The organism is Symbiopectobacterium sp. RP (genome assembly GCF_050472005.1).
GTDB lineage: Bacteria > Pseudomonadota > Gammaproteobacteria > Enterobacterales > Enterobacteriaceae > Symbiopectobacterium.
The window spans coordinates 267,140-286,242 of sequence record NZ_JBGOGS010000002.1 but is presented as its reverse complement, the minus strand read 5'-3'; the positions used below and the strand labels follow the sequence as shown (position 1 = coordinate 286,242).

General features: G+C 48.4%; 18 protein-coding genes, 1 tRNA gene, 3 rRNA genes and 4 pseudogenes. 16 read left to right on the top strand and 10 right to left on the bottom strand.

Annotated elements, in window-relative coordinates; all coding sequences use genetic code 11:
• Window positions 1–29 precede the first annotated feature (29 nt).
• From ACD630_RS19515 to ACD630_RS19490, 6 genes and pseudogenes are all read left to right on the top strand, one after another.
• A pseudogene (locus ACD630_RS19515) lies at window positions 30–179 on the top strand (alternative ribosome-rescue factor A); the annotation flags it as partial.
• A gap of 80 nt (window positions 180–259) precedes the next feature.
• Window positions 260–400, top strand: coding sequence for a hypothetical protein (locus ACD630_RS19510; protein WP_430361314.1), 141 nt, complete (start codon window positions 260–262; stop codon window positions 398–400).
• Between the two features lie 263 nt (window positions 401–663).
• On the top strand, window positions 664–888 hold the full coding sequence (locus tag ACD630_RS19505; protein ID WP_430360356.1) for a hypothetical protein: 225 nt from the start codon (window positions 664–666) through the stop codon (window positions 886–888).
• Window positions 889–1,254 (top strand): IS630 transposase-related protein, encoded by a 366-nt coding sequence (locus tag ACD630_RS19500; RefSeq protein WP_430360355.1) that lies wholly within the window; start codon window positions 889–891, stop codon window positions 1,252–1,254.
• On the top strand, window positions 1,178–1,711 hold the full coding sequence (locus tag ACD630_RS19495) for an IS630 family transposase (RefSeq protein WP_430361202.1): 534 nt from the start codon (window positions 1,178–1,180) through the stop codon (window positions 1,709–1,711). The genes ACD630_RS19500 and ACD630_RS19495 overlap by 77 nt, the downstream gene beginning before the upstream one ends.
• Window positions 1,636–2,175 (top strand): hypothetical protein, encoded by a 540-nt coding sequence (locus tag ACD630_RS19490; protein WP_430360354.1) that lies wholly within the window; start codon window positions 1,636–1,638, stop codon window positions 2,173–2,175. The genes ACD630_RS19495 and ACD630_RS19490 overlap by 76 nt, the downstream gene beginning before the upstream one ends.
• Here the strand turns inward: ACD630_RS19490 and ACD630_RS19485 are convergent.
• Window positions 2,171–2,380, bottom strand: a pseudogene (locus ACD630_RS19485) (transposase); the annotation flags it as partial. The gene ACD630_RS19490 and the pseudogene ACD630_RS19485 overlap by 5 nt on opposite strands.
• A 129-nt stretch (window positions 2,381–2,509) precedes the next feature.
• On the opposite strand from ACD630_RS19485, the pseudogene ACD630_RS19480 reads away from it, so the two are divergent.
• Window positions 2,510–2,961, top strand: a pseudogene (locus tag ACD630_RS19480) (transposase); the annotation flags it as partial.
• A 26-nt stretch (window positions 2,962–2,987) separates the two neighbouring features.
• Here the strand turns inward: ACD630_RS19480 and ACD630_RS19475 are convergent.
• From ACD630_RS19475 to metN, 6 genes and pseudogenes are all read right to left on the bottom strand, one after another.
• Window positions 2,988–3,146 (bottom strand): annotated as a pseudogene (locus ACD630_RS19475) (tRNA (N6-threonylcarbamoyladenosine(37)-N6)-methyltransferase TrmO); the annotation flags it as partial.
• Window positions 3,147–3,155: 9 nt separating this feature from the next.
• The gene (rcsF, locus tag ACD630_RS19470) at window positions 3,156–3,563 is read right to left on the bottom strand and encodes an Rcs stress response system protein RcsF (RefSeq protein WP_430360353.1); all 408 of its coding nucleotides are present in this window, start codon (window positions 3,561–3,563) and stop codon (window positions 3,156–3,158) included.
• Window positions 3,564–3,684: 121 nt separating this feature from the next.
• On the bottom strand, window positions 3,685–4,500 hold the full coding sequence (locus ACD630_RS19465) for a MetQ/NlpA family lipoprotein (protein ID WP_430360352.1): 816 nt from the start codon (window positions 4,498–4,500) through the stop codon (window positions 3,685–3,687).
• A gap of 133 nt (window positions 4,501–4,633) precedes the next feature.
• Window positions 4,634–5,674 carry an IS481 family transposase gene (locus ACD630_RS19460; RefSeq protein WP_430360351.1) on the bottom strand — a complete coding sequence of 347 codons (1,041 nt, stop codon included), beginning with the start codon at window positions 5,672–5,674 and terminating at the stop codon, window positions 4,634–4,636.
• Window positions 5,675–5,778: 104 nt separating this feature from the next.
• Window positions 5,779–6,432 carry a methionine ABC transporter permease MetI gene (locus ACD630_RS19455; RefSeq protein ID WP_430360350.1) on the bottom strand — a complete coding sequence of 218 codons (654 nt, stop codon included), beginning with the start codon at window positions 6,430–6,432 and terminating at the stop codon, window positions 5,779–5,781.
• A complete protein-coding gene (metN, locus tag ACD630_RS19450; protein WP_430360349.1) occupies window positions 6,425–7,459 on the bottom strand; it encodes a methionine ABC transporter ATP-binding protein MetN in 1,035 nt (344 codons plus the stop codon). The genes ACD630_RS19455 and metN overlap by 8 nt, the downstream gene beginning before the upstream one ends.
• Before the next feature lie 181 nt (window positions 7,460–7,640).
• On the opposite strand from metN, the gene gmhB reads away from it, so the two are divergent.
• From gmhB to ACD630_RS19420, 6 genes are all read left to right on the top strand, one after another.
• A complete protein-coding gene (gmhB, locus tag ACD630_RS19445; protein WP_430360348.1) occupies window positions 7,641–8,204 on the top strand; it encodes a D-glycero-beta-D-manno-heptose 1,7-bisphosphate 7-phosphatase in 564 nt (187 codons plus the stop codon).
• Window positions 8,205–8,608: 404 nt separating this feature from the next.
• Window positions 8,609–10,150: ribosomal RNA gene (locus tag ACD630_RS19440) — 16S ribosomal RNA — on the top strand.
• A 139-nt stretch (window positions 10,151–10,289) separates the two neighbouring features.
• A tRNA-Glu gene (locus ACD630_RS19435) sits at window positions 10,290–10,365 on the top strand.
• A gap of 196 nt (window positions 10,366–10,561) precedes the next feature.
• Window positions 10,562–13,468, top strand: a 23S ribosomal RNA gene (locus ACD630_RS19430).
• A 114-nt stretch (window positions 13,469–13,582) separates the two neighbouring features.
• Window positions 13,583–13,698 (top strand): 5S ribosomal RNA (gene rrf / locus ACD630_RS19425).
• Together the 16S, 23S and 5S rRNA genes with 1 tRNA gene alongside form the textbook arrangement of a ribosomal RNA operon.
• Before the next feature lie 113 nt (window positions 13,699–13,811).
• Window positions 13,812–13,964, top strand: a complete 153-nt coding sequence (locus ACD630_RS19420) for a hypothetical protein (RefSeq protein ID WP_430360347.1) — start codon at window positions 13,812–13,814, stop codon at window positions 13,962–13,964.
• Window positions 13,965–14,084: 120 nt separating this feature from the next.
• On the opposite strand, the gene ACD630_RS19415 is transcribed toward ACD630_RS19420, so the two are convergent.
• From ACD630_RS19415 to ACD630_RS19405, 3 genes are all read right to left on the bottom strand, one after another.
• The gene (locus ACD630_RS19415; protein ID WP_430358885.1) at window positions 14,085–14,315 is read right to left on the bottom strand and encodes a hypothetical protein; all 231 of its coding nucleotides are present in this window, start codon (window positions 14,313–14,315) and stop codon (window positions 14,085–14,087) included.
• Between the two features lies 1 nt (window position 14,316).
• Window positions 14,317–14,532, bottom strand: coding sequence for a hypothetical protein (locus tag ACD630_RS19410; RefSeq protein WP_430358886.1), 216 nt, complete (start codon window positions 14,530–14,532; stop codon window positions 14,317–14,319).
• 82 nt (window positions 14,533–14,614) lie between these two features.
• On the bottom strand, window positions 14,615–15,481 hold the full coding sequence (locus ACD630_RS19405; RefSeq protein ID WP_430360346.1) for a hypothetical protein: 867 nt from the start codon (window positions 15,479–15,481) through the stop codon (window positions 14,615–14,617).
• Window positions 15,482–16,072: 591 nt separating this feature from the next.
• On the opposite strand from ACD630_RS19405, the gene ACD630_RS19400 reads away from it, so the two are divergent.
• The 3 genes from ACD630_RS19400 to ACD630_RS19390 all read left to right on the top strand — a co-directional run bounded on the left by ACD630_RS19400 (window position 16,073) and on the right by ACD630_RS19390 (window position 18,804).
• Window positions 16,073–16,819: an ADP-ribosyltransferase gene (locus ACD630_RS19400; RefSeq protein ID WP_430360345.1), complete on the top strand. Its 747-nt coding sequence runs from the start codon at window positions 16,073–16,075 to the stop codon at window positions 16,817–16,819.
• Window positions 16,820–17,172: 353 nt separating this feature from the next.
• A complete protein-coding gene (locus tag ACD630_RS19395) occupies window positions 17,173–18,213 on the top strand; it encodes an IS481 family transposase (protein ID WP_430360344.1) in 1,041 nt (346 codons plus the stop codon).
• Window positions 18,214–18,357: 144 nt separating this feature from the next.
• Window positions 18,358–18,804 (top strand): transposase, encoded by a 447-nt coding sequence (locus ACD630_RS19390; protein ID WP_430360343.1) that lies wholly within the window; start codon window positions 18,358–18,360, stop codon window positions 18,802–18,804.
• Window positions 18,805–19,103 lie beyond the last annotated feature (299 nt).

Sequence of the window (19,103 nt, the reverse complement as noted above, 5' to 3'; positions counted from 1 at the left end):
GGATTAACAATGTAACCAAGAGAGATGTGATGAGCACTTATCAGCACAAGAAAGGCAAGATCCAAGACAATGCGCTGGAAGCATTGTTGCATGACCCCTTGTTCCGACAACGCATTGAGAAGAACAAGAAAGGTAAAGGCAGCTACTGCCGCAAAGGCAAACAGGGTAGAGGCCAGAACTGCCCTCTCACTTTATGGCTGTACTGGGGTTCGTTGAACGTGAGCCTGTACACGAGATTGTGTAATTGCCTGATTTTGATATGTTCAATCCAACATCAAAAGCAGGTTACTTTATGGACGAAAAACAGTTACAGGCTCTGGCTAACGAGCTGGCCAAAAATCTCAAAACCCCTGACGCTCTCAACCAGTTTGACTGCCAGCTCCGGCTTATCTGCGGATAGCGCTGATCCCATGTCCCACCGAACGTCTCCAGCGCCTGAAGGCATAGGTATCTACACATCTTTTGCAATATCTGCTGGCTTTGTTGAATAATAGTGAGTCATGCTGTTTTTCCAATCAGTTTTGGTAGAAAATGCTTGTCACCTCAGGTTTACAGTTTTCTTATGAGGCCTAACTGCATGATTTTGCGTTGCGAGGATCTGTCGTTTCACTGGGGGTGCAGCATAAAATATGTTTATTCAACAAAGCCATATCTGCTATTACGTTGCTGCATGATCTCAACTTATTCATCGGCGGGATTGATGCCCGCCTTAACCGGCGTTATCAGCGTCTGATTAAGCAACACATGACTCCCGCAGCACCATTGGCGTCAGCCGTTAAAGACCTTGCCTGCACGCAGAAAACAACATTCGCCACTACTCAGGCCGTTTGGCGTTTTTTTAATAATGAACGTATAGCTAAACGACTTAATTTTGATTACATTATTTAAATGAGCTATTCAATTGATTTTAGATGTAAAGTGATATCTACACGGGAAGAAGAAGGGTTGAGTATCCGAGAAACAGCGAAGCAATTTCGGATTGGCCCTGCCTCTGTATCGCGTTGGATTAATCAAATAGCGTCAAAAGCATCAACCACGCGTCAGCGAAAGATCGATAAATCCGAGTTGATAAAAGATGTTGAACCATATCCAGATGCTTACCAAAAAGAACGTGCAGAGCGTTTTGGCGTTTGTCAGAAGGCCATTTGGCAAGCTCTTAAAAAGCTGGGATTGACCTATAAAAAAAACTCTACGTCATCCGAAAGCCGACGGAAGCGCCCGGCAAGCATTTCAACAAAAAATACAACAGTATGAAAAAGAAGGCAAACCTATTGTTTTTATTGATAAAAATGGTTTTCCACACGATACCCCACGGACTCACGGCTATTCCCCAAAAGGTCAACGGTGTTTTGGCCTGAAGAACGGGGGAGCCAAGGGAAGAACAAATGTTATCGGCGCTTTATTAGGCACAACGCTGTTTGCTATCGGATTATTTGATATCAATATTAACAGCGATGTTTTCTATTCCTGGGTCACACAAGTCTTTATCCCAGTACTCCCTAAAAACAGGGTAATCGTGATGGACAATGCAACTTTTCACAAAAAACATAATATTCAACAAGTCATCATCGATGCAGGGTATATGGTGAAGTATTTGCCTACATATTCGCCAGATCTTAACCCCATTGAGCATAAATGGGCACAAGCAAAAAGCAAAAAAAGAGAGAGTGGTTGCGATACAGAGATTTTGTTCTCAGTCCATATGGTGTAATCAAAATTAAGTCTTTTAGCTATATTAGCTTCAGTCAGCTCAATGAACCGATTATTTCGCTGGCTCTCCGGCAGGTTGCACCTAGCCCGCATCCATACGCTCTCGTCGTTCACGACTGGTCTCATTTACAGTTTCGTACCCACAATGGGAAAGAAGAACGTTTGAAAATGATGCATGGTGGCGACGTCGGTTATGAACTACAAACCAGCCTACTGGTTGATGCTGCAAATGGTTTACCAATAGCGCCCCTGTCTCAAACTCTAACCGATAGGGCGGGTTGTCGTTCAACGCTAAGCGAGGGCTTGTCTGAGAGTCTGACTCATATGGATGCTTTGACGGCTGATATCGCCCGCGTTGAGTCTCTTGATATAGCCAACCGACTTAAAAATGATTACAGCCAATGCCCTGATATGTGGCAGAAAAATACAGCTAATTGTTATCAAAATAATGTCGCTTTGCTATAACAGTCTTTGTGGAATAGCCATTGCGCGTGTTAGTTCCAGATTTGGACTGGTGCTTCTCATGCCCTAGGTGATGGGTCATTTCAGCATTAAGGGCAGCTTCAACGCTGATCTTTTTCAGCAGGCGATCAAACGGGTTGAGAGCGTCAGGGGTTTTGAGATTTTTGGCCAGCTCGTTAGCCAGAGCCTGTAACTGTTTTTCGTCCATTAAAGTAACCTACTTTTGATGTTGGATTGAACATATAACTAACCGACTTAAAAATGATTACAGCCAACGCCCTGATATGCGGCAAAAAAAGCATAGCTGGCTGTTATCAAAATAATGTCGGTTGGCTATAATGTGTTGGCTTCACTCCCCAAAGCCATGCAACCGAAAGTTAAGGCTGAGCTGCGGGAGGTTTGTCTAGCAGAGAGCCGCGATGCCGCTAATGAAGCCTTTGATGTTTGTTGGCGAGGTTTTCAGCGAAGTATCCTGCAGCGATGAAGAAGCTAGAGAAAGCTCGAGAAGAACTGCTGGCATTCTACGACTTCCCGTCAGAGCACTGGGCGTCAATAAGAACGACAAATCCGATTGAATCGGCTTTTGCGACTGTGAGGCTACGAAGCAGAGGCGCGAAGAACGGTGGTTCGAGAGAAACAACCCTGTCAATGGTATTTAAGCTGCTCCAGTCTGCTCAGAAAAGCTGGAATCAACTAAGAGGATTTGACCTGCTGACCCTGGTTGTAAGCAACGTCCAATTTAAGGATGGAGAACAGATCCACGAAGCATCAGAGCGGAACGTAGCCTGATCGCCATACACCAGATTTGCTAATAACTCGTCCAGCCCACGCACCGCTTCTGGCTGGTGGTAAGGTGGCAGAAGATGCAGTTCTCCGTCGCCATCTTCAATCAGGCCGGGTTGCCGTGGCACGGCGAATTTTTCTTTATAAGGCGAACGGATAACGCCAATCTGATCGAAATGATAGGTGGTCATTGCCCGGCTTTATTGAGAAGAAATTTTCAGTGCAGTGCCTTCACAAATGGCCTGCCGATAGCAGCCTGCAACGCCACTGACGACCTGACAGTTGTGCATCAGAACAGCATTGGCGCGCATCGCTGTTGCACGCGTTTGCAGACGGCGGCGGGTATTTGCAACCGTCGCGGGGGTATCTTGCATGCTAGCCTGGCACACAGAGCCGGACACTTCGCCCATATCGCGGAACGGTTTACCCACCAACTCTTCCGCATTGTTATACAACACGGCGGTTGCCGGACGCGGAGCCTGTTTCGCTTTGGCCGGCGCTTCGACAGTAGGTTCGATAACTGGTTGCGGTGTGTGTGCCGTTTTGGGTTGCAGCAGGGAACATCCTGTTAATGACAGCGCTAAAAACACGAGCGGTATAGCACGCATAGCATTTCCTCTCTACTATTCTTCTTTTGAAGTGCGCTTATTGAAGCAAGCTACGACACAAATAACAAGACGGGCACCGAGGCCCGTCTTGAAATAATTGTCACTCGCGTATCGGGTGATATTACCAGCCTTTCACCGCGCCGCCGTTGAAAATCTTGTTGGCCGCTTCATAAACTTCGTCTGACTGGTAAGCCTGAACGAATTTTTTCACATTGGCCGCGTCTTTGTTGTCTTCACGTGACACAATCAGGTTTACGTACGGAGAGTCTTTCTCTTCCACGAACAGACCGTCTTTGGTCGGTGTCAGGTTAATCTGGCTGGCATAGGTGGTGTTGATGATAGCCAGTGCGATTTGATCGTCATCCAGAGAGCGTGGCAGTTGCGGTGCTTCCAATTCGACCAGTTTCAGGTTTTTCGGGTTTTCAACCACGTCCAGCACGGTCGGCAGCAGGCCAACGTTATCTTTCAGTTTGACCAGACCCTGCTTTTGCAGCAGCAGCAGAGAGCGACCAAGGTTGGTCGGATCGTTAGGCAGTGCAATTTGCGCCCCGTTTTGCAGCTCGTCTAATGATTTAATTTTTTTAGAGTAGCCAGCGATCGGGTAGACAAAGCTATTGCCGACAGCAACCAGTTTGTAGCCACGGTCTTTGATCTGTTGGTCCAGATAAGGTTTGTGCTGGAAGGCATTCAGGTCGATATCCCCTTTGCTCAGCGCTTCGTTCGGCAGCACATAATCGTTAAAGGACACCAGTTCCACGGTCAGGCCATATTTGTCTTTAGCCACTTTCTGTGCAACTTCAGCAATTTGTTGCTCAGCATCCACAATAACACCGACTTTGATGTGGTTTGGGTCTTTTTCTTCTTGTCCGCAGCCTGCCAGCGCCAGTGCACCCAGTAGCGTACCCAGTGCGGCGACGGTTTTAAATTTGATTGTCATTTCCTTAACCTCTGCATATTTAACGTGTTGCGGCTTGCCGACAGCGGCATAGTCCGACGTGTAGTAAAACTTATTTGTACTAGCTCAGACCTGATCTGACAGTTACCGATTATTTATACAGGTGTCTATCAGATTACATCTGGTTCAGATTCTTTTCTGCCCAGATCCGTTTTCCATCGAGTAAAGTGGCCATCGGCGTACGCCCGCAGCACATTTTTCCCTGATGAGTTCGCTCATTATTGTAATGCCACAACCAGTTGTCCAGATCTACCTGCAGGCTTTCCAGGTCTCCATATAACTTCTTGCGGAACGTAACCTGATAAAAATCCTGCAAAATGGTTTTATGGAAGCGTTCGCAGATGCCGTTCGTCTGCGGAGACATCGCCTTCGTTTTCGTATGCTCGATATCGTTGATAGCCAGATAAAGCTGATAATCATGCTGCTCCACTTTACCACAGTACTCCGTACCCCTGTCGGTCAGTATTCTCAGCACCGGCAGTCCCTGAGCCTCGTAGAACGGGAGTACGCGATCATTGAGCAGGTCGGCGGCGGTGAGCGGTGTTTTATTCGTATACAGCTTGCAGTGCGCCACTTTCGAGTACGTATCCACGAACGTCTGCTGGTAGATACGGCCCACCCCCTTCAGATTGCCCACGTAGAAGGTGTCCTGCGAGCCCAGATACCCGGGATGTGCCGTCTCGATTTCACCGCAGGCCTCATCATCGTGCGCCTTCTTCTCCAGGGCTGCGATTTGAGCGTCGGTAAGGACAATGCCTTCTCTGGCGACCTTTTCCTCAAGCGCCTTCAGGCGTTTACGGAAGTTCTCCAGGTCGTGTCGTTGCCAGATGGAGCGCACGCCGCTGCCGGAGATAAACACGCCTTTTTTACACAGCTCATTATTGGTCCGGTGCTGCCCATGGGGCGGGAACTCAATAGCATAATCAACAACCGCGCGTTCAGTGGCTTCGTCGGCGCGGTTCTTCAGGTTCGGAACCCGGCGGTTCTGGTTAACCAGCGCATCAATGGCGCCTTCAGCAGCCAGTTCCTGATAACGGTAAAATGTATCGCGTGACACGCCCATGCTCTTGCAGGCTTTTGATACGTTACCGAGTTCTTCGGCGAGATTGAGCAGGCCGGCTTTGTGTTTGATAATGGGATTGTTAGTATGAAGCATGAGAGTTACCTCTCGTTTTGTTTAAGGATTAGACACCCATATCAAAACCGGTAACTCTCAACCTTTCAAGGTCCAGTGTCAGATCTAGTCGCAACTAATACAACTTATTTATGAGTTACTGCCCGTACCGTGCGATCGCCTACGAATTGGATCAGGTAGACCAGAACAACCAGTAATATTAATACCGTATTCATGACTGTGGCGTTATAACCAATGTATCCATACTGATAACCAATTTGACCTAACCCACCGGCAGCGACTGCCCCCCCCATTGCAGAATAGCCTACCAGGGTGATAAGTGTGATGGTGGCGGCATTGATCAGACTGGGAAGTGCTTCTGGCAGCAGAATCTTACGAATAATTTGTAACGGCGTGGCTCCCATAGCGCGCGCGGCCTCGATCAATCCGCTGGAGATTTCCAGCAGGGCGTTTTCTACCATACGCGCGATAAACGGTGCTGCGCCTACGGTCAATGGCACAATGGCTGACTTCAACCCGATAGAGGTGCCGACGATGGCGCGTGTGAACGGAATCATCCACACCAGCAAAATAATGAACGGAATAGAACGGAAAATATTCACCAACGCTGACAGTGTGCGATACAGCGGCGGGTTGGCAACGATCTGACCTGGACGGGTAATATAAAGCATTAGGCCAACCGGCAATCCCAGCACAAAGCCAAAGAAGCCAGAAACAAACGTCATCACAACAGTTTCCCAAACGCCTTTCGCCATCAACCACATCATTGCTTCAGACATAGCCCAGCACCTCAACTTTCACATGGTGTTCCTGTAAAAACGCGATGGCGGCCACCGTGTCCTGTTCTTCGCCGTGCATCTCGGCCAACATGATGCCGAATTTGACGCCACCTGCGTAATCCATCTGCGCACCGATGATATTGTTATTGACGTTAAAGCGGCGCGCGATCGTTGAAAGTAACGGCGCATCGACGGATTGACCGGTAAATTCCAGCCGTAGCAGCGGGGTGTTCTGGTCGTTGTGCGGTGCGGCGATAAGACGGGATTGGTAATCCTCGGGGATATCCAAGTGTAGCGTAGACTGAATAAAGGTTTGTGCCAGAGGTGTTTTAGGGTGAGAGAACACTTCACTGACCGTGTCCTGCTCAATCAATTGACCGCCACTGATCACGGCTACCTGATCGCAGATGCGTTTTACCACATCCATTTCATGGGTGATCAACAGGATGGTTATCCCTAAACGGCGATTAATGTCTTTGAGAAATTCGAGAATGGAACGCGTAGAGGCCGGATCGAGCGCACTGGTTGCCTCGTCACACAGCAGTACCTTGGGATTGCTGGCCAGCGCGCGAGCAATCGCAACGCGCTGCTTTTGCCCGCCGGACAGATTTGCCGGGTAAGCATCGTGCTTGTCCGATAGCCCCACCAGTTCGAGCAGTTCGTTGACGCGGCGGGTAATTTCGTTTTTTGGCGTGGTGTCCAGCTCAAGAGGCAGGGCCACGTTACCAAACACGGTACGAGACGCCAAAAGATTAAAGTGCTGGAAGATCATGCCAATCTGGCGGCGTGCTTTGGTTAACTGCGCTTCGGACAGCGCCATCAAATCCTGGTCACCAACCAATACCTCACCGTGTGTCGGGCACTCCAGCAGATTTACACAGCGGATCAACGTACTTTTACCTGCGCCGGATGCGCCGATAACCCCATAGATCTGCCCAGCAGGGACATACAGACTGACATTGTCCAGTGCTGTGATGGTCCGGCCTTTCTGCTGGAAAATTTTTGTAATGTTAGAAAGTTTAATCATCTTTATTTATTGTAAGTGCCTATCGCGGGATAGATCAACGTCTGCTGTATGCAGAATATTGTACGGATGTTAGGGTGTCTAGACGTCTAAGTCAATTTACTTTGTCGTTATGACGCATTCTCGCAAAGTACAAAAACATGCGATACTAACGCGCAAATAACGCCATCAGGAGCACATAGCAGTGGCACAACCGATTCCAGCCGTTTTTCTTGATCGCGACGGCACGATTAATGTCGATCATGCTTACGTTCATGAGATCGATCAGTTTGAGTTTATTGATGGCGTTATCGACGCGATGAGTGAGCTGAAGAAGAAAGGATTTGCGCTGGTGCTGGTGACTAACCAATCCGGTATTGCGCGCGGCATGTTCAGTGAAGACGATTTCATGCACCTGACCGAGTGGATGGATTGGTCGCTGGCCGATCGCGGAGTCGATTTGGACGGCATCTATTTCTGTCCCCACCACGCAGAACAGGGGCAAGGGGAATATCATCAGGAGTGTGACTGCCGTAAACCCAAGCCGGGCATGTTTCTCTCAGCGCAGAGCTTCCTCAATATTGATATGGCCGCTTCTTATATGGTCGGTGATAAAGAAGAAGACATGCAGGCTGCCATTGCGGCGGGTGTCGGGACAAAAGTGCTGGTGCGTACGGGCAAGCCGATTACCGAGCAAGGCGAAGCGCTGGCTGATATTGTGATTGATAGTCTGGCCGATTTGCCGCGCGTTATCGAACAGCGTAAATGAGTAAAATCGGGCTTATCGGGCGGAATTTGAACAAACGGAAAAAAAGATGAAAAAAGGGGTTGTGTAAATTATTGGGATCCCTATAATGCGCCTCCGTTGACACGAAGCGATTCAAGGCGAGGTCAGCAAGAGAAAAACGATTCACTTTCAAATGAAAATAATCGTTGACTCTTAAAGAGGAAAGCGTACTATACGCCACCTCGCGACAGCAGGCTGCAAGCCGAGTCGCAACGCTCTTTAACAATTAATCAGACAATCTGTGTGGGCACTCACAGGACTTTATCGTAAAGCCTTCGGGCTTAAAAAAATAAAAGTCTTGAAGAGTGAACAACAGTTAATTCATTACGAACTGACAGTAATAATTCTTTGAGCATCGCTTCTCGAGTAGAAGCAAATCAAACTTTAAATTGAAGAGTTTGATCATGGCTCAGATTGAACGCTGGCGGCAGGCCTAACACATGCAAGTCGAGCGGTAGCACAAGAGAGCTTGCTCTCTGGGTGACGAGCGGCGGACGGGTGAGTAATGTCTGGGAAACTGCCTGATGGAGGGGGATAACTACTGGAAACGGTAGCTAATACCGCATAACGTCGCAAGACCAAAGTGGGGGACTTTCGGGCCTCACGCCATCAGATGTGCCCAGATGGGATTAGCTAGTAGGTGAGGTAATGGCTCACCTAGGCGACGATCCCTAGCTGGTCTGAGAGGATGACCAGCCACACTGGAACTGAGACACGGTCCAGACTCCTACGGGAGGCAGCAGTGGGGAATATTGCACAATGGGCGCAAGCCTGATGCAGCCATGCCGCGTGTGTGAAGAAGGCCTTCGGGTTGTAAAGCACTTTCAGCGAGGAGGAAGGCAGCAAGGTTAATAACCTTGCTGATTGACGTGACTCGCAGAAGAAGCACCGGCTAACTCCGTGCCAGCAGCCGCGGTAATACGGAGGGTGCAAGCGTTAATCGGAATGACTGGGCGTAAAGCGCACGCAGGCGGTTTGTTAAGTTGGATGTGAAATCCCCGGGCTTAACCTGGGAACTGCATTCAAAACTGGCAAGCTAGAGTCTCGTAGAGGGGGGTAGAATTCCAGGTGTAGCGGTGAAATGCGTAGAGATCTGGAGGAATACCGGTGGCGAAGGCGGCCCCCTGGACGAAGACTGACGCTCAGGTGCGAAAGCGTGGGGAGCAAACAGGATTAGATACCCTGGTAGTCCACGCTGTAAACGATGTCGATTTGGAGGTTGTGCCCTTGAGGCGTGGCTTCCGGAGCTAACGCGTTAAATCGACCGCCTGGGGAGTACGGCCGCAAGGTTAAAACTCAAATGAATTGACGGGGGCCCGCACAAGCGGTGGAGCATGTGGTTTAATTCGATGCAACGCGAAGAACCTTACCTACTCTTGACATCCAGAGAACTTTGTAGAGATACGAAGGTGCCTTCGGGAACTCTGAGACAGGTGCTGCATGGCTGTCGTCAGCTCGTGTTGTGAAATGTTGGGTTAAGTCCCGCAACGAGCGCAACCCTTATCCTTTGTTGCCAGCGATTCGGTCGGGAACTCAAAGGAGACTGCCAGTGATAAACTGGAGGAAGGTGGGGATGACGTCAAGTCATCATGGCCCTTACGAGTAGGGCTACACACGTGCTACAATGGCGTATACAAAGAGAAGCGACCTCGCGAGAGTAAGCGGACCTCATAAAGTACGTCGTAGTCCGGATTGGAGTCTGCAACTCGACTCCATGAAGTCGGAATCGCTAGTAATCGTAGATCAGAATGCTACGGTGAATACGTTCCCGGGCCTTGTACACACCGCCCGTCACACCATGGGAGTGGGTTGCAAAAGAAGTAGGTAGCTTAACCTTCGGGAGGGCGCTTACCACTTTGTGATTCATGACTGGGGTGAAGTCGTAACAAGGTAACCGTAGGGGAACCTGCGGTTGGATCACCTCCTTACCTGATGGTACTGATTCTGTGAAGTGTCCACACAGATTGTCTGATGAAAATGCTGAGCAAAAAGCACCTGTTGATGAATGAGTCTCTGATTCATGCTGATACGAACCGATTAGAGCAGTTGAGTTAATCGGGTTTTCGTGTCCCCATCGTCTAGAGGCCTAGGACACTGCCCTTTCACGGCTGTAACAGGGGTTCGAATCCCCTTGGGGACGCCAACCGATAATGAGTGAAAGACATTATCACCGGTTCTGCGCAACCGACAATAACGTAAAGATGACTTACGAGTCGTGTTTACGATATTTGCTCTTTAACAATCTGGAACAAGCTGAAAATTGAAACGAGCAATATTGGCTCACTACCAATATTGTGATTCTCTCAAGCTTTCACACCCGAGACATTTTCGGGTTGTGAGGTTAAGTGAATAAGCGTACACGGTGGATGCCTAGGCAGTCAGAGGCGATGAAGGGCGTGCTAATCTGCGAAAAGCGTCGGCAAGCTGATATGAAGCGTTATAACCGACGATACCCGAATGGGGAAACCCAGTGCAATTCGTTGCACTATCATGTCATGAATACATAGTGGCATGAGGCGAACCGGGGGAACTGAAACATCTTAGTACCCCGAGGAAAAGAAATCAACCGAGATTCCCCCAGTAGCGGCGAGCGAACGGGGAAGAGCCCAGAGTCTGAATCAGCTTGTGTGTCAGTGGAAGCGTCTGGAAAGTCGCACAGTAAAGGGTGATAGTCCCGTACACGAAGACGCACAGGTTGTGAGCTCGATGAGTAGGGCGGGACACGTGTTATCCTGTCTGAATATGGGGGGACCATCCTCCAAGGCTAAATACTCCTGACTGACCGATAGTGAACCAGTACCGTGAGGGAAAGGCGAAAAGAACCCCGGCGAGGGGAGTGAAACAGAACCTGAAACTGTGTACGTACAAGCAGTGGGAGCATCCTTCGGGGTGTGACTGCGTACCTTTTGTATAATGGGTCAGCGACTTATATTCTGTAGCAAGGTTAACCGCATAGGGGAGCCGCAGGGAAACCGAGTCTTAACTGGGCGTTAAGTTGCAGGGTATAGACCCGAAACCCGGTGATCTAGCCATGGGCAGGTTGAAGGTTGGGTAACACTAACTGGAGGACCGAACCGACTAATGTTGAAAAATTAGCGGATGACTTGTGGCTGGGGGTGAAAGGCCAATCAAACCGGGAGATAGCTGGTTCTCCCCGAAAGCTATTTAGGTAGCGCCTCGTGAATTCATCTTCGGGGGTAGAGCACTGTTTCGGCTAGGGGGTCATCCCGACTTACCAACCCGATGCAAACTACGAATACCGAAGAATGTTATCACGGGAGACACACGGCGGGTGCTAACGTTCGTCGTGAAGAGGGAAACAACCCAGACCGCCAGCTAAGGTCCCAAAGTCATGGTTAAGTGGGAAACGATGTGGGAAGGCATAGACAGCCAGGATGTTGGCTTAGAAGCAGCCATCATTTAAAGAAAGCGTAATAGCTCACTGGTCGAGTCGGCCTGCGCGGAAGATGTAACGGGGCTAAACCATGCACCGAAGCTGCGGCAGCGACACTTAGTGTTGTTGGGTAGGGGAGCGTTCTGTAAGCCGTTGAAGGTGAACTGTGAGGTTTGCTGAAGGTATCAGAAGTGCGAATGCTGACATAAGTAACGATAAAGCGGGTGAAAAGCCCGCTCGCCGGAAGACCAAGGGTTCCTGTCCAACGTTAATCGGGGCAGGGTGAGTCGACCCCTAAGGCGAGGCCGAAAGGCGTAGTCGATGGGAAACAGGTTAATATTCCTGTACTTGGTGTTACTGCGAAGGGGGGACGGAGAAGGCTATGTCATCCGGGCGACGGTTGTCCCGGTTTAAGCGTGTAGGTGGGTGACTTTGGTAAATCCGGGTTGCTATTAAACACTGAGGCGTGATGACGAGGTACTACGGTACTGAAGTGACAGATGCCCAGCTTCCAGGAAAAGCCTCTAAGCATCAGGTAACATTGGATCGTACCCCAAACCGACACAGGTGGTCAGGTAGAGAATACCAAGGCGCTTGAGAGAACTCGGGTGAAGGAACTAGGCAAAATGGTGCCGTAACTTCGGGAGAAGGCACGCTGTGCGAGGTGTAGGGACTTGCTCCTGAAGCTTTGCGCAGTCGCAGATACCAGCTGGCTGCAACTGTTTAATAAAAACACAGCACTGTGCAAACACGAAAGTGGACGTATACGGTGTGACGCCTGCCCGGTGCTGGAAGGTTAATTGATGGGGTTATCCGCAAGGAGAAGCTCTTGATCGAAGCCCCAGTAAACGGCGGCCGTAACTATAACGGTCCTAAGGTAGCGAAATTCCTTGTCGGGTAAGTTCCGACCTGCACGAATGGCGTAATGATGGCCAGGCTGTCTCCACCCGAGACTCAGTGAAATTGAACTCGCTGTGAAGATGCAGTGTACCCGCGGCAAGACGGAAAGACCCCGTGAACCTTTACTATAGCTTGACACTGAACCTTGAGCCTTGATGTGTAGGATAGGTGGGAGGCTTTGAAGTGTGGACGCCAGTCTGCATGGAGCCAACCTTGAAATACCACCCTTTAATGTTTGATGTTCTAACCTGGGTCCGTAATCCGGACTGGGGACAGTGTCTGGTGGGTAGTTTGACTGGGGCGGTCTCCTCCCAAAGAGTAACGGAGGAGCACGAAGGTTAGCTAATCCTGGTCGGACATCAGGAGGTTAGTGCAAAGGCATAAGCTAGCTTGACTGCGAGAGTGACGGCTCGAGCAGGTACGAAAGTAGGTCTTAGTGATCCGGTGGTTCTGAATGGAAGGGCCATCGCTCAACGGATAAAAGGTACTCCGGGGATAACAGGCTGATACCGCCCAAGAGTTCATATCGACGGCGGTGTTTGGCACCTCGATGTCGGCTCATCACATCCTGGGGCTGAAGTAGGTCCCAAGGGTATGGCTGTTCGCCATTTAAAGTGGTACGCGAGCTGGGTTTAGAACGTCGTGAGACAGTTCGGTCCCTATCTGCCGTGGGCGTTGGAGAATTGGGGGGGGTTGCTCCTAGTACGAGAGGACCGGAGTGAACGCACCACTGGTGTTCGGGTTGTCATGCCAATGGCATTGCCCGGTAGCTACGTGCGGAAGAGATAAGTGCTGAAAGCATCTAAGCACGAAACTTGCCCCGAGATGAGTTCTCCCTTGTCCCTAGAGGACGCTGAAAGGCCGTTGAAGACGACGACGTAGATAGGCTGGGTGTGTAAGTGCAGCGATGCATTGAGCTAACCAGTACTAATGACCTGTGAGGCTTAACCTTACAACGCCGAAGGTGTTTTGGTGTTGGTGTAGAGAATCAGAACTCGTGAAGTTCAGCTTGTAGACAGATTGGTCTTGCTGGTCCGTGAGGACGGGTAAGATAAAACAGAATATGCCTGGCGGCGATAGCGCGGTGGTCCCACCTGACCCCATGCCGAACTCAGAAGTGAAACGCCGTAGCGCCGATGGTAGTGTGGGGCTTCCCCATGTGAGAGTAGGGAACTGCCAGGCTTTAAATATAGCGAAGGGGCTGTCCGAGAGGACAGCCCTTTTTGCTGTGCGTGGAGAGCCTGTACACGATATTGTGTAATTGCCTGATTTTGATATAGCCAACCGACTTAAAAATGATTACAGCCAATGCCCTGATATGTGGTAAAAAAATACAGCTAATTGTTATCAAAATAATGTCGCTTGGCTATATCGCCTCATTCTGCTGGCGTTTCTCCATTTTGCATGCTGTCAGCAGATTATTGAGGTTATCAATGGTGGGTTGGTAGTCGCGCGCAGCCAAGCACCCGCGCCAACGATGGCCGCCAGCGCTAACAGGAAAACAATAAGTCGCGTAGTAGTGTTCATTTATGGGTCTTCCCCGATCATGGGCCATAGGTATCTACACATCATAAAGGGTTAAAAACCACCATAGCGAAGTGGGCAAGTTCTTCCGGGGTATAGTCTGCTAATAACGTCAAGGTATTTAGCAGGATGGATAGTCCGGCAAGCAGCGCTGGGGCGCTTTCTTTACGCCCTCGTTTTTGTTGTCGTCCGGATAATCGGCAAATTAACTGATGGGCTGCCGCATTGTCGTCTCCTTCAGCGCGTTGCAGCCGCCATACCAGCACACATGCCATGCTAGCGTAGCAGGGCACCAGCACTGCGCTGAAGCCATTTTTCTACATCATGACCGGCACCTTTCAGCAGCTTAAAAAAGGATTCAATACCCCAGCGCCAGTAATACCAGCGAGCGACTTCCTCGCTGGTGATCTCGTTGCTAACGTTTGTGAGCAGCGTCCAGCGTCCGATAAATTTACCGTGAGTATCGGTAAGGCGAACCACAACTATAGCCAACCGACTTAAAAATGATTACAGCCAATGCCCTGATATGTAGCAAAAAAATACAGCTAATTGTTATCAAAATAATGTCGCTTGGCTATAATCTGAGTGTCAGAGCTACGCCTGGCTGAACTTTCACTCGCCGTCCGGTGTTCTTGTCTTTCCGCTTCGCTTTTGCTGTTCGCGTTATGATCACGGATGTTTCCCCGATCTCCATATTGGCTTTTTTCCCTTTCCAGCCAACCTGTCCGTTTGCGATAAATGGCAGATCGTCTGCAATTTCACCAATTTTACGGGTGTCACCGCCCCACTCGGCCCGATGCCCTTCCTTTCCCCGGATAAGCCAACATATTCCCTGGGAGCTTAATGTGCGCATATGCCCGATAGAGTCACCTTCACGGTCAATGAGATGAACTAACTTCTTCCCGCTATCAAGAGACTCAACGCGGGCGATATCAGCCGTCAAAGCATCCATATGAGTCAGACTCTCAGACAAGCCCTCGGTTAGCGTTGAACGACGACCCGCCCTATCGGTTAGAGTTTGAGACAGGGGCGCTATTGGTAAACCATTTGCAGCATCAAGCAGTAGGCGGGTTTGTAGTTCATAACCGACGTCGCCACCATGCGTCATTTTCAAACGTTCTTCTTTCCCATTGTGGGTACGAAACTGTAAATGAGACCAGTCGTGAACGACGGGAGCGTATGGATGCGGGCTAAGTGCAACCTGCCGGAGAGCCAGCGAAATAATCGGTTCATTGAGCTGACTGAAGCTAATACGTTCATTATTAAAAAAACGCCAACCGGCCTGAGTAGTGGCGAATGTTGTTTTCTGCGCGCAGGCAAGGTCTTTAACGGCTGACGCCAATGGTGCTGCGGGAGTCATGTGTTGGTTAACCAGACGCTGATAACGCCGGTTAAGGCGGGCATCAATCCCGCCGATGGATAAGTTGAGATCATGCAGCAACGTAATAGCAGATATTGCAAAAGATGTGTAGATACCTATGATCATGGTGGCAGGAAACTATACCTGATACCACATCAGTGTTCGCAACGCTCATGCATCCGAATCACTATAGCCAAGCGACATTATTTTGATAACAATTAGCTGTATTTTTTTACCACATATCAGGGCATTGGCTGTAATCATTTTTAAGTCTGTTGGCTATAACTGAGTAATTTCATCAGGATTTACTCACTTTTCTTCTTTATGCTACTCAACAATATGATACTGTCGGTATGTGTTCACTAGGGCGGGATTCCACTTTGCTTAAAAATTGCACAGCAATCGATTTTTGAAAGATATACCCAATGAATAATCCTTACAAAAGAAGGTGTCACCAATATAAAGATTGCTTTTTATCCTCATTTTGTGTGTTTTTTATCCATAATAACCATACAAAAGCAGTTATACTCAATAAACGTCAAGATACACGGCAAGGCAGCGAGAAAGACTCACTGCCCACCCCTTCTACTGGATAGGCAGATGCATCTTGAAGTACGTTGAGTATAGATCTCGCCCTGATGTGTTCACAATTCTTATTGAGGAGGCAACTAGTTGAAAATCATACCGAGAAAAACATCCTTTGATGACCTTTATATTAGGAAAGGAACATCTAATAGTGAACATCAGGATTTTTGGCAAAAAATTCTTTCTTTTGATGCTTATCCTGAATATGGAATACGATTATCATCGTCTATTGACGATTATGTCACATCAAATCATTGTATTTCCAATGAGGAGGGTGATGCACTTGATTCTTACGTTGCAGACTCCTGGGAGTATATAAATAAATTTCTAGCAGAAAATAATCCCTCTTGTTCTATTCATCATTTGGAACGGAAAAAAATCTTGACTAATGTAGTAAATAAAATGCCGCTTTCAGAGATTGATTTCTACAGGGCCGTTAGAACAGATGGCAGATGTTTTTTTGAACCTCTTATTTACAAACTGAAAGAAGGGTTAATAGATACGGGTACAATAATGATAAATAATACATTTTTATCATTCACCAACAACCCTTACTCTTTAAGGGCTTTTGCTGGTGATACTATTCAGGGAGATGTTGAGAATAACTGCATTGTGTATAAGTTAGCAGGTGGCGTTAAATCAATATCAAAAATATCTTCCGTTGATGAATTCGAAGGGATAATTCCCCCAGACAGCCTGCTTGAAGTGAAGCATGCAAGAAAATTAAATATAAAAATAAAGTCAGGTCAGGAGAGAAACGTATGGTTTATCGAAATGGAGAAGGCTCCATTATCATCAACACCTCACTGTGACTTCTACGGAAATCCTGTATGATTGATGGTTACATTAGGGCACCTCGAAAAACCTAGACGCCTTCATTTTTTATTTTTAAAAACTCTTTTTTATTGCTAAATTTGGGTGTTTTTTGAGCACATAAAGGGCTTTGCAGCATAAAATCTATTTATTCAACAAAGCCACATTTTCAACCAAAACTGGCATGGAAAAACAGCATGATTACCTATTATTCAACAAAGCCCACATAAAGTACAAAAAAACAACCAAACTCTTTTGGTTTTGCTCTAATTTGTATTAGTCGCGACTAGATCTGACACTGGACCTTGAAAGGTTGAGAGTTACCGGTTTTGATATGGGTGTCTAATCCTTAAACAAAACGAGAGGTAACTCTCATGCTTCATACTAACAATCCCATTATCAAACACAAAGCCGGCCTGCTCAATCTCGCCGAAGAACTCGGTAACGTATCAAAAGCCTGCAAGAGCATGGGCGTGTCACGCGATAGATTTTACCGTTATCAGGAACTGGCTGCTGAAGGCGCCATTGATGCGCTGGTTAACCAGAACCGCCGGGTTCCGAACCTGAAGAACCGCGCCGACGAAGCCACTGAACGCACGGTTGTTGATTATGCTATTGAGTTCCCGCCCCATGGGCAGCACCGGACCAATAATGAGCTGTGTAAAAAAGGCGTGTTTATCTCCGGCAGCGGCGTGCGCTCCATCTGGCAACGACACGACCTGGAGAACTTCCGTAAACGCCTGAAGGCGCTTGAGGAAAAGGTCGCCAGAGAAGGCATTGTCCTTACCGACGCTCAAATCGCAGCCCTGGAGAAGAAGGCGCACGATGATGAGGCCTGCGGTGAAATCGAGACGGCACATCCCGGGTATCTGGGCTCGCAGGACACCTTCTACGTGGGCAATCTGAAGGGGGTGGGCCGTATCTACCAGCAGACGTTCGTGGATACGTACTCGAAAGTGGCGCACTGCAAGCTGTATACGAATAAAACACCGCTCACCGCCGCCGACCTGCTCAATGATCGCGTACTCCCGTTCTACGAGGCTCAGGGACTGCCGGTGCTGAGAATACTGACCGACAGGGGTACGGAGTACTGTGGTAAAGTGGAGCAGCATGATTATCAGCTTTATCTGGCTATCAACGATATCGAGCATACGAAAACGAAGGCGATGTCTCCGCAGACGAACGGCATCTGCGAACGCTTCCATAAAACCATTTTGCAGGATTTTTATCAGGTTACGTTCGGCAAGAAGTTATATGGAGACCTGGAAAGCCTGCAGGTAGATCTGGACAACTGGTTGTGGCATTACAATAATGAGCGAACTCATCAGGGAAAAATGTGCTGCGGGCGTACGCCGATGGCCACTTTACTCGATGGAAAACGGATCTGGGCAGAAAAGAATCTGAAGCAGATGTAATCTGACAGACACCTGTATAAATAATCGGTAACTGTCAGATCTGGTCTGAGCTAGTACATCTAATTTATCGCCGAGATTTCCCTAGGCTGTGTCCCTTAATTGCTTGAGCTATAGTATCCATCTGTTTCTACGACACTTTTTATTATGGCTCGCTACGATCTTTCTGATGAAGCATGGGCAATCATTGAGCCCTTGTTGCCAACCGTTTTGAGATCTCCGCGGGCCGGCCGGCCGTGGGCAGAACATCGAAAAATCTTCAACGGCATGTTCTGGATACTGTGTTCAGGCGCACCATGGCGTGATTTACCTGAACGTTACGGCCCATGGAAAACCGTTTATATAGCTAAACGAGTTGAAAAAAGAGGGATAAAAACGGTTATTCCCCGAAAATCAAATGAAAAACTGGTTTCAGATGGACGCTCGCAACTTGATCGTGATGCTTATCGCCGTCGCAACGTTGTGGAAAGGTGTTTTGGCCGTTTAAAGGAATATCGACGGATCGCCACACGTTATGAAAAAATGGCAAGAAACTATCTAGCAATGGTGAAACTGGGCTGCATCCGCTTGTTTTACCGCCGGTTACGCAATTAAGGGACACAGCCTAGCATGAGGTTTTTCGAAGTGCCCTTTTATGCATCTCCTTATACACATCTTTTTACGCACTTATTAATCAAATAGTTGCAGGTTGAGTCTAGAATGACATTTTTGACTTCAAAAAGCTAACGGGATGCCTTTTATGGGTTCAGTCGTTTCACTGGGCTGGCAGTATAAAATCTGTTTATTCAACAAAGCCGGGGAGATATTGTAGCAACGGTAAGGGGCTTTGTTGAATAAATAGAACTTTTGGGTAATCATCGGAGCAGATCAACACAGTTGTTTCAAAATCAGGT